General features: G+C 56.3%; 10 protein-coding genes. 2 read left to right on the top strand and 8 right to left on the bottom strand.

Annotated features, from left to right (window positions below; all coding sequences use genetic code 11):
- Positions 1 to 70: 70 nt before the first annotated feature.
- Positions 71 to 418, bottom strand: a complete 348-nt coding sequence (gene erpA / locus J5069_RS22960) for an iron-sulfur cluster insertion protein ErpA (RefSeq protein ID WP_264646011.1) — start codon at positions 416 to 418, stop codon at positions 71 to 73.
- A 193-nt stretch (positions 419 to 611) separates the two neighbouring features.
- Here erpA and hemL point away from each other — a divergent pair, with 193 nt between their 5' ends.
- On the top strand, positions 612 to 1,892 hold the full coding sequence (gene hemL / locus J5069_RS22955) for a glutamate-1-semialdehyde 2,1-aminomutase (protein WP_264646010.1): 1,281 nt from the start codon (positions 612 to 614) through the stop codon (positions 1,890 to 1,892).
- A gap of 48 nt (positions 1,893 to 1,940) precedes the next feature.
- On the opposite strand, the gene fhuE is transcribed toward hemL, so the two are convergent.
- The 7 genes from fhuE to hrpB form a co-directional block, all read right to left on the bottom strand.
- The gene (fhuE, locus tag J5069_RS22950) at positions 1,941 to 4,223 is read right to left on the bottom strand and encodes a ferric-rhodotorulic acid/ferric-coprogen receptor FhuE (protein ID WP_264646009.1); all 2,283 of its coding nucleotides are present in this window, start codon (positions 4,221 to 4,223) and stop codon (positions 1,941 to 1,943) included.
- A 211-nt stretch (positions 4,224 to 4,434) separates the two neighbouring features.
- Entirely contained in the window at positions 4,435 to 6,441 is a 2,007-nt protein-coding gene (fhuB, locus tag J5069_RS22945; RefSeq protein ID WP_413542275.1) for a Fe(3+)-hydroxamate ABC transporter permease FhuB, read from the bottom strand.
- Positions 6,407 to 7,321 carry a Fe(3+)-hydroxamate ABC transporter substrate-binding protein FhuD gene (fhuD, locus tag J5069_RS22940; RefSeq protein ID WP_264646008.1) on the bottom strand — a complete coding sequence of 305 codons (915 nt, stop codon included), beginning with the start codon at positions 7,319 to 7,321 and terminating at the stop codon, positions 6,407 to 6,409. Before fhuD ends, fhuB begins: the two co-directional genes overlap by 35 nt.
- Before the next feature lie 2 nt (positions 7,322 to 7,323).
- Positions 7,324 to 8,151, bottom strand: coding sequence for a Fe3+-hydroxamate ABC transporter ATP-binding protein FhuC (fhuC, locus tag J5069_RS22935; protein ID WP_264646007.1), 828 nt, complete (start codon positions 8,149 to 8,151; stop codon positions 7,324 to 7,326).
- Between the two features lie 432 nt (positions 8,152 to 8,583).
- Positions 8,584 to 9,816 carry a phosphatidylinositol-specific phospholipase C gene (locus tag J5069_RS22930; protein ID WP_264646006.1) on the bottom strand — a complete coding sequence of 411 codons (1,233 nt, stop codon included), beginning with the start codon at positions 9,814 to 9,816 and terminating at the stop codon, positions 8,584 to 8,586.
- Between the two features lie 335 nt (positions 9,817 to 10,151).
- Complete coding sequence (mrcB, locus tag J5069_RS22925; RefSeq protein ID WP_264646005.1) at positions 10,152 to 12,629, bottom strand: bifunctional glycosyl transferase/transpeptidase; 2,478 nt, start codon at positions 12,627 to 12,629, stop codon at positions 10,152 to 10,154.
- A 135-nt stretch (positions 12,630 to 12,764) separates the two neighbouring features.
- Complete coding sequence (gene hrpB, locus J5069_RS22920) at positions 12,765 to 15,227, bottom strand: ATP-dependent helicase HrpB (RefSeq protein WP_264646004.1); 2,463 nt, start codon at positions 15,225 to 15,227, stop codon at positions 12,765 to 12,767.
- Between the two features lie 166 nt (positions 15,228 to 15,393).
- Between hrpB and thpR the strand changes: the two genes are divergently transcribed.
- Positions 15,394 to 15,936, top strand: a complete 543-nt coding sequence (gene thpR / locus J5069_RS22915; RefSeq protein ID WP_264646003.1) for an RNA 2',3'-cyclic phosphodiesterase — start codon at positions 15,394 to 15,396, stop codon at positions 15,934 to 15,936.
- The last annotated feature ends 3 nt before the right edge of the window (positions 15,937 to 15,939 follow it).

Here is a 15,939-nt window from a genome sequence, read left to right as displayed (position 1 = left end):
ATTCAGCCCGTTAAAACAAAAAACCGCGTTGAAGAACGCGGTTTTTTATTGCCATTAGGTGGCTGGATAATCAGATGCTGAAAGAAGAGCCGCAGCCGCAGGTGCTTTTCGCATTCGGGTTAGTGACCACGAAGCGCGAACCTTCCAGGCCTTCGGTGTAATCCACCGCGCCACCGACCAGATATTGCAGACTCATCGGGTCTACCACCAGCGCCACGCCCTGTTTTTCAATGGTCATGTCGCCGTCGTTAATCTTATCGTCAAAAGTGAAACCGTATTGGAAGCCGCTACAGCCGCCCCCGGTGATGTAGACGCGAAGCTTCAGCTCCGGATTCTCTTCATCAGCAATCAGGACTTTCACCTTTTTTGCCGCCGCATCAGTGAATTGCAGCGGCACAGCCATTACTTCATCGCTCATTGTCGTACTCCCAGCTTGTCTTTTATTGGGCGGCGCACGCCGTTTGCCTTATCCCAATCATACGCTCATTATCCAACAGCGGGAAACAAGGTTCAAGATGTGACACATTTTGTTCACTTCAGCATCGAATTTGATAACGCGACAGCGTTGTTTACAATAGGCAAAACTCCGCTCTCTTTTCAGGACCCTTTCCATGAATAAATCAGAAAGTCTCTACGCTGCGGCCCAGCAGCTTATTCCAGGCGGCGTCAACTCGCCGGTACGCGCGTTCAACGGCGTCGGCGGCGTGCCGTTGTTTATCGAGCGGGCGGAAGGATCGCGTCTCTACGATGCAGACGGTAACGCCTATATCGATTATGTCGGCTCCTGGGGGCCGATGGTGTTGGGGCATAACCACCCGGCCATTCGTCAGGCGGTGATCGCCGCCGCAGAGCGCGGATTGAGCTTTGGTGCGCCAACCGAAATGGAAGTGCACATGGCACGGTTGGTGACCTCACTGGTGCCGTCAATGGACATGGTGCGCATGGTGAATTCGGGCACTGAAGCCACCATGAGCGCTATTCGTCTGGCGCGCGGCTTCACCGGCCGTGACAAAATCATCAAATTTGAAGGCTGCTACCACGGCCACGCGGACTGCCTGCTGGTCAAGGCGGGCTCAGGCGCATTGACCCTAGGACAGCCCAACTCCCCCGGCGTACCCGCTGATTTCGCACGCCACACGCTGACCTGCATCTACAACGATGTGGATTCAGTCCGTCAGGCTTTTGAGCAATACCCAGATGACATTGCAGCGATTATCGTTGAGCCAGTAGCGGGCAACATGAACTGTATTCCGCCGCTGCCAGAGTTTCTGCCGGGATTGCGCGCATTGTGCGATGAATTTGGCGCGCTGCTGATCATTGATGAAGTGATGACAGGCTTTCGCGTGGCATTGGGCGGCGCGCAAGCGCATTACGGCGTGGTGCCCGACCTGACCTGCCTGGGTAAAATCATTGGCGGTGGCATGCCGGTGGGCGCGTTTGGCGGACGGCGTGATGTGATGCAGGCGCTGGCACCGACCGGCCCGGTGTATCAGGCGGGGACGCTGTCCGGTAACCCAATTGCCATGGCGGCGGGCTTTGCCTGCCTGAGCGAAGTGGCTAAGCCCGGTGTGCACGACACCCTTACCGCCTTGACCACGCAGTTGGCACAGGGGCTGGAGGCCGCAGCCAAAGCGCAGAATATTCCTCTGGTGGTGAATCACGTGGGCGGCATGTTCGGTCTGTTTTTCACCGATGCACCGAGCGTAACCTGCTATCAGGATGTGACGCAGTGTGATGTGGAGCGTTTCAAACGTTTCTTCCACCTGATGCTGGCCGAAGGCGTTTATCTGGCGCCGTCAGCGTTTGAAGCGGGCTTTATGTCACTGGCACACAGCCAGCAGGATATTGAGAACACCATCGCGGCAGCACGCCGCTGCTTTGCCCAGTTGTAATCACAGCCGAGAGAAACGCCCCGATCGCACGATCGGGGCGTCTGCGCATCAGAAGTTGTAATTCACACTCATCGACACGCTGCGCGGCGCGCCATAGGCATAGTTGTCACTGAGGGCGCTGTAATAGTTCTTATCCAGCAGATTGTTGACGTTGGCCTGCACCGCCAGCTGTTTGTTGATCTGGTAGCGACCAAACAGGTTAACCAGCGGATAGCTTCCCTGATGCACACGCGTTGCCCCATTCGGCCCCGTGGTATCCACAAAGGTGCCGTTCTGCCAGTTTACCCCGCCACCCAGCGTCAGTTCCGGCAGCATCGGCAACTGGTAGCGCGTAAACCATTTCAACGAGGTTTGCGGTAGTTGGCTGTTTACCCGGTTATCCGCCGCGTCTTTGGCAACGTAACGTGCGGCACCAAACGTCATCTGCCAGTTATCCGTCAGGGCACCGTTCAGCTCCAGTTCCATGCCTTTACTGGTCACGCCTTGCGCACCGTAGTAAGCCTGTTCGCTCGACCCAGTGACCTTGTTGCTGCCATCGGTCTGCGCCAGATTATCCTGCTCGATGCGGAACAGCGCCATGGATGCCGTCAGGCGACCATCAAACCAGTCGGATTTCAGACCGGTTTCATAGTTTTTGCCTTCAATCGGTGCCAGGTAGTTGCCGTTAACACTGCGGTTATCTTGCGGCTGGAAGATAGAGGTGTAGCTGACATAGGCAGAGAGGGTGTCATTGATGTCGTAAATCAACCCGGCATAGGGCGACACCTTGTCTTTGCTGAAGCTGGAGGTCATGCCGCCCGTGCTCCATTCGGTATAGCGCGCACCGGCCACCAGCGCCAGCGGGTCGGCCAGCGAGAAACGGGCCGCACTGTAGACCGACCGTTGATGCACGGTATCATCCGAACTTTTGGTCTGCGCCTGCCAGTTCGGCTCCGGCGCACTGCCGTTCCAGTTGTAGTAATTGCCCATATCCGCAACCGTCACCGCATCGTTCGAGGCGTAGTAGTAGTTGCGCTGGCGACTGAAACCTACCCCGGTAACCAGCTCATGCTGGCGCCCCAGCAGTTCGAACGGACCGCGCACGTAAGTTTCCAACGCGTCCAGTTTGCGTGTGCCAGTAAACCAGCCAGCACCGCCCGCCAAGCCCTCGCCGGTGGTTTGATCGGGGAAGGTGCCTGATTTGGCAGGATCTTTCACGCCATTAGCATCATAATAATCATAAGGTGAAGCGTACATCAGCTTGTCATCAAACTTGGTTTCCGCATGGGTACTGTTGATATGCCAGTCCCAGCCGTTATCAAACATATGGCTGAACTGGGCGAAAACCTTGTTGGTCTCGATGTTGTAATAGGCCCAGTTTGGGGCGGGATTGAAGCTGCGATCGAAGTGGGTACGGTTGCCGTTACTGAACCAGGTCGGCAAGCCGCCCCAGGTTGAACCGGGGGTTTTGCTTTCCTGATAATCGTAGCCGAATGACAGCGTGGAATTATTGGCCAGATCCGCATCGACAATGCCGGAAATAAATTTTTTGCGCTTATGGTAACGATCGAGCCAGCTATCCTGATCCTGATAGCCGGCAATAATACGCCCGCGCACGTTGCCGGATTCGGTCAAGGGCGCGGAAAGATCGGTCACATAGCGTTGGTTATTCCACGAGCCGTAACTGGCGGAAACATTGCCGGTCACTTCCTTGCTGGTGGCGTGTTTGCGCACCATATTCACCGTTGCGGAGGGATTACCGGTTCCGGTTAGCAGGCCGTTGGCACCGCGCACCACTTCGATGCGGTCATAGATCGCGGTATCTCCCAGCGCGTCACCAAAATTCCAGGCTTCGGATACCGAAGTGGGGATATCGTCAATGACGAAATTGTTGATGTAGAAACCGCGCGCATAGTAGCCAATGCGTTCACTGTCGGTATAGTTGCCGGTGACACCAACCACGTTATCCAACACGTCGCCCACCGTTTGCAGGTTCTGATCCTGCATGCGCTGTTTATTCACGATGGTGATGGATTGCGGAATATCACGCGGACTTAACAGCAAGCGCGTCCCCGCTGAGGTCAATTTGGTGCTGTAGTCGCCGGGCACATCCTGCCCCGCAGCCCCCCCGGTGGCGGTGACCACCAGCGTGTCGCCACTTTTTTTACCCGGTGATGAGGCAGATTGTGCAGCGCTCTGATGGGTGTTGTCACCCACCGCAGTGCTGGTCTGTGCCGCCCCCGCCAGAGCGGGCCACAGTGCAGCGCCCACACACAGCGCCAAAACAGAAAAACCGCTTACCGATTCCATTGCCTGAACCGACTTCGCGCAGCCGAACCTCTTTCCTTTCATAACGATCCCTTAAGCGTACATCATGCTGACACGACACCGTGTTACCTGGCTATCATCGGTTTAACGCCCGACAATGGTCGTGCCCCTGAAGCACTAATCTACCTATTGAGCCTACATAATATTAGATAATGGGAATCATAGTGAGAAGGATTTGCATTTAATATGTAAATAGGATTTACCTGTTGGCACGGTTTTTCCTGCCAACAGGTGGTTAATGGGTGTGTTTACGCAGCAGATAAATAAAGTAAGGCGCGCCGATAAAGGTCGCCAGCAGGCCAGCGGGCACCTGATTAGGAAACAGGATCATGCGGCCCGCCCAATCGGCCAACAGCATCAATATGCCGCCAATCAATGCCGAGCAGCAAAGCTGAGGGATCACGCGGGAAAATCCCAACATGCGCGCCAGATGCGGCGCCATCAACCCGACAAAGCTGAGCGGTCCCACCGTCAGGGTTGCCATCGCGGTCAACACCGATGCCAACAGCAAAATCAGCAAGCGCACTGGCGTGACAGCAACGCCCAACGCCTGAGCTGTCACGCTGCCCAACGGCAAAATGCGCAACCAACGCTGGCACAATGGCACCATAAGGGCTAACACCAGTGCCACACCCGCGATGTTGATCGCCTGCGCGGATTCAACGCCGTAGGTTGAACCGGAAATCCAGGTGATGACACCGCTCATGCGCGGATCGCCGCTCGCCAACAGCAACGTAAGCACGGTGGAAAATGCGGTACTGAGAGCAATCCCTGCCAATAACATGCGCTGCGTGGAAAACCCACCGCGACTGGCGATGGTGATCATCACCAGCAGTGTCAACGCCGCGCCCGCGCTGCCCGCGGGCAACTGCCATGCGCTGGTGTCTCCCGGTATCAGGAACAGCAATAGAATGACCCCGGTCGCGGCACCCGCGCTGATACCCAACACTTCCGGGCTGCCCATCGGGTTAGCCGTCAGTTTCTGAATCAGTGTGCCTGCCATCGCCAGCATCATGCCCGCCGTCAGTGCCGCCACCGCGCGCGGCCAGCGCCAGGGCAACAGCTGTGCCAGCTCCTCACCGCGGCTCCATTGCCAGCCTTGTGCGCCTTTACCCAGCATCAGCGCTATCGCCAAAGCGCCCAGCAACAGCATTATCCCTGCCAGCAGCCAGCGTCCCCAGCGGGGTGCGGTGGCGTTAATGTCTCCGGATGGCACCAGCGCAGGCTGGTGCGTGGTGCGTAAGCGCGGCAGCAGCCATAGCAGCAGTGGAGCACCAATCAGCGCCGTCACCGCGCCAGTCGGTACTTCACGCCAGACGCGGGTCAGCCACAGCACGGTTTGATCGGTCAATCCCAGCAACAACGCCCCTAACAATGGCGCCAGCCAGAGCCGTTGCCACACGCGGCGAGCGCCCAGCATGCGGGCCAGCAACGGGGCAAACAGGCCAACAAAGCCGATAATCCCCGCCACGTTCACCAGTTGTGCGCTAAGGAAAATCGCGACGCCAAGCGTGGTTAAGCGTGCCAGCACCAATCCCAATCCCAGGTTACGTGCCACGCCATCATCCAGCCCCAGCAGGGTCAGCGGGCGCAACAGCAGCAACGCCAGCGCAAAGCACGCCAGCAACCTGGGAAGCAGAAACGCCACGCGGCTCCAATCCTGCTGGTTCAGCATGCCGCTGCTCCACAAAAACAGGTTTTGTAGCTGCTCATGGTTAAACAACACCAGCAGTTGATTGACGGCAGCACAGTAAAAACTCAGCACCAGCCCAGCGAGCAGCAACGTAATCGGTGACATCTGCTTGCCCCATGAAAGGCCAAACACCAGTACGCCGATACCGAGCGCCCCCGCCATCGCCATCCACTGCTGCGCCGCTTCGCCGCCCGGCAGCATCCATAAGGTTGCCACCGTCACCCCGAGTTGAGCGCCAGTGGCAATGCCCAGCGTAGCCGGTTCCGCGAGCGGGTTGCGCAGCACCTGCTGAAACAGCAGCCCCGCCAACCCCAGCCCCGCACCGACCAGCAGCGAGAGTGCCACACGCGGCAACAGGCTGTAATGGAACAGCAGTTGGCGCAAATCCTCAGGTTCGGGGTTTGCCACGGCCTGCCACCACGTCGCCGCTGGCAATGCCTGGCGCAGATTGACAGCCATCATCAACAGCAGCAACGCCAGCAGGCTGGCAACCGTCAGCACCGCGCCAGAGCGCTTAGACGCTGGCATCATGGCGAGCCTCCTGCGCATCCTGCAATACCTGACAAAAACGCATTGCAGACAGCGTGCTGCCATACAACCACACCGCAGGCACCCGCTGCCAGCGCTGTTGGCGCACAAACGGCAGCGCCTGCCATAACGGGCTGCGCTCTACCTGCGCCATCATGGCCTCGTCACCGTGACCAAAACAGATGGCGTTGGCATCCTGAATGTCTGCCAGACGCTCAACGCCCACCACCACGCTGCCCCAGAAGCTGGTTTCTTCACGCCAGGCATTTTCAATGCCAAGTTCATCCATCACTTCCTGAAACAGGCTGTTCTTCGCGATAATCAAGACGTGCGTGCTGTCGATAAAAGAGAACAGCAGCAGCGGACGACGGGTGTAGGACTGCAACTGCATCTTGGCCTGCTGCATAAACGTTGAGAAGGTGTGCAGATGCTGCTCTGCGGCATCAGGGATGGCTAACCGCTGCGCCAGTTGGCGCAGCGACGCTTTTGCCATAGTCAACGGCCGCCCGGCGTCGTTATTAAAGGTGAACCCCATGGTCGGGGCAATACGCGACATTTTCTCTACCGACGGGCCGTAGCCCGCAGAGTAGACCATCAACGAAGGCCGCAACTGCGCCAACAGTTCCATATTAGGTTCAGTACGGAAGCCGACATCAATCACCGACTCGGGCAGTTGCGGCTCCGCAACCCACAGCCGATAATTCGGGATTTCAGCCACACCCAGCGGCGTAATGCCCAGCGCCAGCAGCAGCTCAGCAGGCAACCACTCTAGCGCCACGATACGACGCAGATCTGGCGGTGTCTCGGTTTTTGCCCAGGCAGAGAAGCACAGAGGGGAAAGCAACAGCGCCGTCAGCACGCGACGGCGATCGTGATTAATGTGATGGGATAACGAAGCCATGTTTAGCACACAAAGCTGACTGGCGCACCGCCGCCAGGATGCGGCAGGATCCCCATCGGAATGCCGTATACCGCTTCGAGCACTTGCGGCGTCATGATGGCATCAGGCGTCCCCTGTGCAATCATTTCCCCACCGCGCAGCGCTACCAGATAATCGCAGTAGCGCGCCGCCATATTGATATCGTGCAGCACAGCAATCACCGTCAGCCCCTCCTCACGGCTCATACGTTGGATCAGGGCCAGTACCTCAACCTGATGCGCGATGTCTAACGCCGATGTCGGCTCATCCAGCAGTAGACAGCGGCTGTCCTGCGCCACCGTCATTGCCAGCCAGGCGCGTTGACGTTCACCGCCGGACAGGCTGTCCACCAAACGGTGAGCGAACGGCTTCAGCCCCACCACGGCGATAGCGTTTTCCACCTTTTCGCGATCGGTACTGCCAAAGCGCCCGAGCGCGCCGTGCCACGGATAACGCCCTAGCGCCACTAGCTCACGCACCGTCATGCCTTCCGCAGCCGGGAGCTGTTGCGGCAGATAAGCGACCTGTCGGGCAAAGGATTTGCTGTCCCAGCCGGGCAACGGTGTGTCCTTGACCGATATAACCCCGGTACTCGGCGTTTGATGACGCCCCAGCATCTTCAACAACGTTGATTTGCCTGAGCCGTTGTGACCAATCAACCCGCACACGTTACCGATGGGAAATGTCAGAGAAAGCGGATGCAGCAGGGTGCGACCAGGCACAGAGAAGCTGACATCGTCGAGACGAAAGGTGGTATCCGGCCCATTATCAGCCCGCACCGATTCATGAAAAGACGTGTCTGGATTTTGCATAACCGTCGTAACCCGTTGTTGCTGTCCGCCGTTCGTCAGGTAGCGGCGCTTTTCACCGTGGCGCTACCGACGCAAAAGAGAACGATAATGATTATTATCAAGAGCGGGAATGATAGGCGGACGGGATCCCTCTCGCAAGCAATTTATACCCGTCATACATCACGTTGCAGGTGCGCTGGCTGCGCTCACTCCCCCGAATCACTTACTTCAGTAAGCTCATCGGTATTAAGGAATCTCATCCCTGAGATTCTCCCTGCGGGCCAGAACTTGCCGCCTTCCTGCAACGCGAATTACTTAGGGCATAGCCCAAAAAAGCACAACGCCCCGGCGCAGGTCACGTCGAGGCGTTGTTGTATGTGAGAGCAATACATTGGTCTCATTACATTAATAAAATTATAACCTGAAATAGGAAAGATTTATTTTATGTAGTGTTTATTCAAAATTACTATTAATTATACCATGAACAACTCCGGGTGAATTGTTAGGAAAATCCATTGGTATGATGCCTACACCAACCTCCGGTGGAACTGGGTGTATTAATTTTTCAAGCATTAAAGTGAGAAATATTGGATTTAACCACAGAGCGGCATGATAGATAGGGTCACTTACAAACGTACCTTGCTGACTTATGAAGTTAACAAAAAAAGAATTCCCTCCATTACTATGGTTATCAATTGTTAAGGCCAGATGCTTTTGTATATATTGAACTTTCTCTTCAGTAGAATTAGGATTATAATTATCCTGAATGTTCATCGATGACCAGTGTATACCAGGTAATCCAGATACATTTGCCAGAATTACAATTTTATTCCTCACTTGATCTAAAGAAGGGGTTGCTGTATTCAAATACATACGGGAATGATAATTACCATATTGCTCATTAAAGATACGAATAAACTCAGTATCACTTACCGTTGAATACTCTTGTTTTACACGCATAAGAATCGTTTCCGATGGATTCTGATTCAAAAAGCTGATGCATTGATTCAATACCTCACCAAAATTTAAGCCTTGATATGCAGGACCATGATGAATCGTAAAAACACCATCAATAGCTCTACACCTTATGTCCAGGAACCTGATTCCATATAAAAGCTGTTCGCTGATGGTCATATCTTGACAGGCGATCAATCCTGTTCCGTGATCCTCTCTTGCACCTGATTGGTGCGTTCCGGGAATGGATAGACGAGAGATTAATCTGGTCCCATCGATGCCTCCCATCCAAGAGTTATAGTTCCAAGAGTTATTTTTAAACGTTGTAAAAGTTACCGCAGAATGATTCCCTGAAGTGCCTGCAGCAAAAATGACATATTGACCAAAATTATTATTAATGGTGGCCCTGTAGGAATTATTACCTATTAATGGATTACTCCAATAAAGTTCAAAGTAAAGATTAGAACCACTCGCATTATATTCAGCTAAAGCCTCTGTACCCGCAGCCCCCCCGTTGGATTCAGTTGCCCAGCGCGCATTACGTCTAGCGCTAATAACCGTTGGGGGCGAAGGATTGAATAGCCCATACATTAAACGTGTTTGGGATAGGTGAAGAACAGAATCAGTATAATTATTGAATGTCACATTCACTTGCCGAGCAGCAAAAGGGGTGATAGGGTTGTCATGACATATATTATCTTTTTCATAATCAGATGAATTATTATTGGTCATATAATAATCTCGCTAATAAATATTAGGTAATTGCATTTTTTGAATAGCTAAAATGCATTTGGGGGCCTCCAAGCGCACGCTTGCGTTCCTTTAAAAAAGTAATAGCTCAACGAGAGAATTTATCAAATCAGAAAGATTAAATACTAGAAAATGACTTCTCTATAAGATGAACGCTATTTCACCTTATTCACAATTTTAGCAATCTCCTAACCATGTGAAAGTCACATTCCTCGTCATGATTAGGAGATCAGCCACATATTACCGTCAACCAAATTCTATAAAGGTCACAAAGCCATTTGGAGCTCAGTTTCCCCAATAGGTATCGCCATCTATAACTACTGACCAAACATCTCTTTGATCCAGTCAGCCACACCGCTGTCGTTTTGCTGGGCAGGCGCCTGTTGCTGCTGTTGGGCGCTCTGGCACAGCGCCTGCGGATTCTCCGTCCACACCGGCAATGCCCGGCCTGCGCTGCCATTACAGATAAACTGACCACCACCGTCAACGGTCATGGTGGCGATGCCTTCCGGCGGCGTCAGCATCAGCGCCAGCGGCGTCTGGTTTTCCAGATAGCGGCGATAAAGGGTTAACGCACCGTTGGCACCGGTCAGTTTTGCCGGACCGTTGTTATCACGCCCTACCCAGGCGATCGCCACTTCTTTGCCATCAATACCGGCAAACCAACTGTCGCGCAGGTCGTTGGTGGTCCCGGTTTTCGCCGCCAGATGGTAATTGGGGAACTTCACCGCCAATGAGCGTGAGGTACCGCGCTCAACCACCTGCTGCATGCCATACAGCGTCAGGTACGCCGCCTGGGCAGGCACCGCGCGCTCAGCCTGCGGGAAGCTTTGATACAGCACGCTGCCGTCTTCCGCAATCACCGAACGCAGCGCCGACAACGACGCGCGATTACCGCCGCTGGCGATGGTTTGATACTCCTGCGCCACTTCCATCGGCGTCAGGCTAATGGCCCCCAGCAGCATGGCGGGCACCGGTTGGATCACCTCTTTCGGGATCCCGAGACGTTGCAACGTGGTGCTGATCTGTTCCAGACCGACCTTCATCCCCAGATTGACCGTCGGCACGTTAAGCGAGTTGGCTAATGCATCCACCAACATCACACGTCCACGGAACTGACGATCGTAGTTGTTCGGCTGCCACACCTGCCCGTTCGGTTGCTTGAGCGAGAGCGGCTCATCCGCTAACCAGGTGTTGAGACGGAAGGTGTCGGGCTGACTCAACGCGGTCAGGTAAGTCGGGGGTTTTGCCAGTGACCCCACAGGACGACGCGCCTGCATCGCACGGTTAAAACCGGCGTATTGGGTTTGAGCACCGCCCACCATGGCGCGAATTTCACCGCTGAAACGATCGACAACCACCATGGCCGATTCCAGATCGTTAACGTTACGCGCCGCGCGCAACGCCGGAATTCCCTCTTCCACCGCTTTTTCAGCCGCATCCTGCGACACCGGATCCAGCGTGGTGAAAATCTTCACGCCGGAAAGATCTTTTACCTTATCCCCCAGGCGCTGCTGCAACTCTTGGCGCACCAGTTGCATAAAGGCGGGCTGCGGTGTGATCACCCCCCCTTTCGGCTGCACCCCTAACGGGCGAGCGCTCAGCATGTTGTAGAGGTCTTCGTCAATAATCTGCTGGTTTTGCAGCAAACGCAGCACCAGATTACGGCGCTCTAATGTCAGTTGCGGGTTACGCCACGGGTTATACAGCGAAGCGCCTTTTACCATGCCGACCAACAGCGCCTGCTGATCCAGACTCAGTTCATTGACCGGACGACCGAAGTAGTAAAGGCTGGCAAGCGGGAAACCGCGAATCTGATCGTTGCCACTCTGGCCGAGATACACTTCGTTCAGGTACAGCTCAAGAATGCGATCCTTGCTATAGCGGTAATCCATGATCAACGCCATGTAGGCTTCGTTCGCCTTACGCCACAGGGATCGTTCATTGGTAAGAAACAGGTTTTTCACCAACTGCTGCGTCAGGGTACTCCCGCCCTGCACCGCACGGCCTGCCGTGATGTTCGCCAGAAAAGCACGACCAATAGAAAGGAAGCTGATGCCGTCATGCTGGTAGAAATGGCGGTCTTCGGTCGCAACCAGCGTATCGACCAATAGATCAGGGAAACCGGAGCGCTGCACAAACAGCCGCTGCTCCCCGTTGGGGGATTGCATCATGGTGATCAGACGCGGATCGAGGCGGAAGAAACCAAAATTGCGTTGGTTCTCCAGATTTTGGATCTGAGCCAAACGATCGTTGGTAAAGATCAGTCGGGCGTTGATCTGCCCTTCCTTGCCATCGGGGAAATCAAACGGGCGACGAAGTATATCAATGGTGTTGCCACGCACGCTGAATTCGCCCGGCCGAGTGATGCGCGATACCTGACGGTATTGCATCCCTTCCAGCAGGTTTATCATCTCTTTCTGGCTGTAGGACATGCCCGGCTCGAGGTTCACCATCCGGCCATACACCGCCGCAGGCAGTTGCCACACTTTGCCTTCGATTCGGCTGCGAATCTGGCTGTCGAGATAGACGCCATACAGCGCCAGCACCACGGCGAACACCAGCGACAGCTTAATGAACAACCCAAGCCAGCGTCTTTTTTTACGCGGTTTTTTGCTCATCTCGTCCTCATCGTCGTACTCGTCATCGTCTTCATCAATGTCATCCTGATAGACGTCATCCTCTTCTTCATAGTCATCCTTTCTACTACGACGCCGGGTCGCCTGAGGGCGCGGCGGTTTTCGTCCTGACGCTCTTCCTTTGCGTCCGATAGGTTCACGATCGTCCTGTGACATTGCGGTTACTTCTCCGTCAGGTTAATGACAATAACAGCACCACTATAGACGTTGGCGCTGACTGTCGTCGCTTACTCTGTTGTTCCGCCCGGTTTCAGAAAAGCAGAACCGTCCGAAATACGTTGCGATAACGTATCAGGGCGCTTGGTATTTCTTCGTGCGCCGCGTCGGCGCGGTATTGGCAGGATCGTCCGGCCATACGTGTTTGGGATAGCGCCCTTTCATCTCTTTTTGCACCTCACGATACGCCCCTTGCCAGAAGGCGGCCAGATCGCGTGTGATCTGCAAAGGCCGGTGCGCCGGAGAGAGCAGTTCCAGCACCACGGCAACGCGCCCTTCTGCCACCGTGGGGTTTTGCCGCTCGCCAAACATCTCCTGCATGCGCACCGCCAGCGCTGGCGGCCGATCGTGATGATAGCGCAAGGGCAGATGGCTGCCGCCCGGTGCGGTGTAATGGCGCGGCAGCGCACTTTCCAGCCGCTGCCGCATTGGCCAATCCAGCAGGCGCAGCAGCGCGTCGTAAAGGTCAAGGTTTCGCAGAGTCCGCACATCGCGCACGCCGTTCAGCGAAGGCAGCAACCAGGTATCCAGCGTTGCCAGCAAAGCCTCATCGTCCATGGCGGGCCAGTTACCCTCGGCGAGCCAACGTTGGGCGCAGGCCACGCGTATCCGCAGTTGTTCCGCGTCGGTTTGCCAGTTGAGTGCGGACAGACCCTGCTCGCGCACCCAGTTGAGCAGCGCCTGCTGCATGGCCTCCGCAGAGGGTTTATTCAGCGGCTGTTGGCGCAGCGTCAGACAACCGATCCCCTCACGTCGACTGGCGCGCAGGGTACCTTTTTCTTCATCCCAGTGCACGATGTTCTGTTCTGACACCAGGTCGGGGCGCTGCGCGATAAGCGCCTCAATATCCACGGGCAGCGCCAGCGTAATGCGCGCATCAGCGCTCTGCGTCCCTTCTGCCAACATCAGCGCGGGCACAATCAGCCACTCCTGCGCCGCCAGCGGCTCATCCAATGGCAGGCGTGCGCCCAGCCCGCTCGCCAGTTGATAACGCCCATCGGCACTGCGCCGTTGGGCAATGCGATCGGGATAGGCAAACGCCAGCAGCGCAGGCAATGTGGCGAAGTGCTGTGGCTCGCGCCAGCTTGCCGATTTTCCCGCCAGACGCGTCATCAACTGCGTGGCACGCTGCCGCCAGGAGGGCGACGGCCGCGCAAGCAAACGCTCAATATCCAATGCCCCCGTGCGCGGCGGCTCTTCCAGCAGTGCCGCCAACAGACAGGCGGTAGCCTGGGTTTGCGCATCCTGCTGCGCGGTGCTGTGCAGCATCGCTGCCAAACGTGGCTCAATGCCCAGTCGGGCAATATGGCGTCCGCGGGTCGTGAGTTTCCCCGCGTTGTCGGTGACCTGCAACTGCGTCAGCAAACGACGCGCGGCATCAAACGCGGGCAACGGCGGGGTATCGAGCCAGGTGAGCGACTCAACGGAGGTGCAGCCCCATTGCAGCAGTTCAAGCCAGACGCTGCTCAAGTCGCTGTTCAGAATCTCCGGGCTGCTCTGTGCGGCGGCACGCTCCGCCTGCTCTTTCGCGCACAGGTGCACGCACAGGCCCGCTTCCAGTCGTCCGGCACGCCCTGCCCGTTGCGTCATCGACGCCTGACTGATGCGCTGCGTCACCAGGCGCGTCAGCCCGCTTTTCACATCAAAACGGGCCACGCGCTCCAGTCCACTATCGACCACCAGCCGGATACCTTCAATCGTCAGGCTGGTTTCTGCAATATTGGTGGACAACACCACTTTACGCCGCCCCGGCACGGCAGGGTGAATCGCTTTCTGTTGATCGGCCAGCGTCAGTGCGCCATACAGTGGGCAGATGTCCACATCGCTGGCAAGCGTCTCTTGCAGCATGGCTTCAACCCGTTTGATCTCGGCCACGCCGGGCAAAAACACCAACGCGGATCCGGACTGTTCCGTCAGCAAACGGCGAATCTGCCGGGCAATGCCCTCTTCCAACCGCTCCTGGCTGCCCAACGGCTGATAATTGCGATCCACTGGGAAAGCCCGCCCCTGTGACACCACCGTCTCCGCCATCGGTAACAGCGCGGCCAGACGCGCGTTATCCAGCGTGGCGGACATGATGAGCAGCGCCAGATCCTCACGCAGCCCTTGCTGTACATCGAGCAGCAACGCCAATGCCAAATCTGCCTGCAAACTGCGCTCGTGAAATTCATCCAGAATCACCAGCGACACGCCCGTCAGCTCAGCATCCCGTTGCAGCATGCGTGTCAGTACCCCTTCGGTGACCACTTCGATGCGCGTCTGGGGGCCGACGCGCGTTTCAGCGCGCATGCGGTACCCGACGGTGCCGCCCGGTGTTTCACCCAACTGTTCCGCCAGGCGCCACGCCACGTTTTTAGCAGCCAACCGACGCGGCTCGAGCAGAATGATCCGGCCAGAGAACCCGCCCATTTCCAGTAATTTTAACGGCAGCCAGGTGGATTTTCCCGCTCCGGTGGGGGCGTGCAGCAGCACCTGGGGCGCACGGCCTAACGCGTCAATCACCTCATTCAGCACGGCGCTGACCGGCGGTAAACTCACAGCATTCTCCTCTATTGCATCGTGAGAGCCACTTGGATCTCGGACAAAACGGCGCGTTCCTGGCGCAATGCATGTTCGCACAAAATAGGATATTGCGCGAAAGCGGTGGTTGTCGCCTTAGAGCGGGCATTGTAGCATCCTCGGTTATCTGCGTAGAGAGAGAGCCATGCTAACCACACGTCGCCTGTTTTTTGCCTTGTCCTTGCCTGATTCGCTGGCGCAAACGCTGGTTCAGTGGCGTGCGCAGCACTTTACCCCAGAGGCGGGACGCCCGGTCGCTGCCGCCAATATGCATTTGACGCTGGCCTTTTTGGGTGAGGTGAGTGAGCAAAAAGAGCGCGCCCTTCGGCTGCTGGCCGACAGGATCCGCCAGCCTGCGTTTCAGTTGCATCTTAATGATGCAGGTCAGTGGCCACGTCCCGGCGTGGTATGGCTGGGCTGCCGTCAGGCACCGCGCGGCCTGCTGCAATTGGCCGCACTGCTACGATCGCAAGCGGCACGCAGCGGTTGCTACCAAAGCCCGCAACCCTTTCACCCGCATATCACATTGTTGCGCGGTGCCACGCGCCCCGTGGCGCTTCCCCCCGCCCATTTTGACTGGACGCTGTCTGCCGAGCGCTTTGCCTTGTATGAATCTCGCTGGGAGCAGGGAAAAACCTGCTATCAACAGTTAGCAGAATGGTCGTTAGCCCAGCACAACGCAGGATAGCCC

The organism is Candidatus Symbiopectobacterium sp. NZEC127, assembly GCF_025962675.1.
GTDB lineage: Bacteria > Pseudomonadota > Gammaproteobacteria > Enterobacterales > Enterobacteriaceae > Symbiopectobacterium.
Note: the sequence above shows the minus strand (reverse complement) of the source record. Positions and strands in the feature narration are given on the sequence as shown.

What these genes read in the sequence shown, in the direction of transcription:
- fhuC (WP_264646007.1), bottom strand. Translation starts at nt 8,151, where the DNA reads ATGCAAAATCCAGACACGTCTTTTCATGAATCGGTGCGGGCTGATAAT.
- erpA (WP_264646011.1), bottom strand. Translation starts at nt 418, where the DNA reads ATGAGCGATGAAGTAATGGCTGTGCCGCTGCAATTCACTGATGCGGCG.
- fhuB (WP_413542275.1), bottom strand. Translation starts at nt 6,441, where the DNA reads ATGCGCAGGAGGCTCGCCATGATGCCAGCGTCTAAGCGCTCTGGCGCG.
- fhuE (WP_264646009.1), bottom strand. Translation starts at nt 4,223, where the DNA reads ATGAAAGGAAAGAGGTTCGGCTGCGCGAAGTCGGTTCAGGCAATGGAA.
- mrcB (WP_264646005.1), bottom strand. Translation starts at nt 12,629, where the DNA reads ATGTCACAGGACGATCGTGAACCTATCGGACGCAAAGGAAGAGCGTCA.
- thpR (WP_264646003.1), top strand. Translation starts at nt 15,394, where the DNA reads ATGCTAACCACACGTCGCCTGTTTTTTGCCTTGTCCTTGCCTGATTCG.
- fhuD (WP_264646008.1), bottom strand. Translation starts at nt 7,321, where the DNA reads ATGGCTTCGTTATCCCATCACATTAATCACGATCGCCGTCGCGTGCTG.
- hemL (WP_264646010.1), top strand. Translation starts at nt 612, where the DNA reads ATGAATAAATCAGAAAGTCTCTACGCTGCGGCCCAGCAGCTTATTCCA.
- J5069_RS22930 (WP_264646006.1), bottom strand. Translation starts at nt 9,816, where the DNA reads ATGACCAATAATAATTCATCTGATTATGAAAAAGATAATATATGTCAT.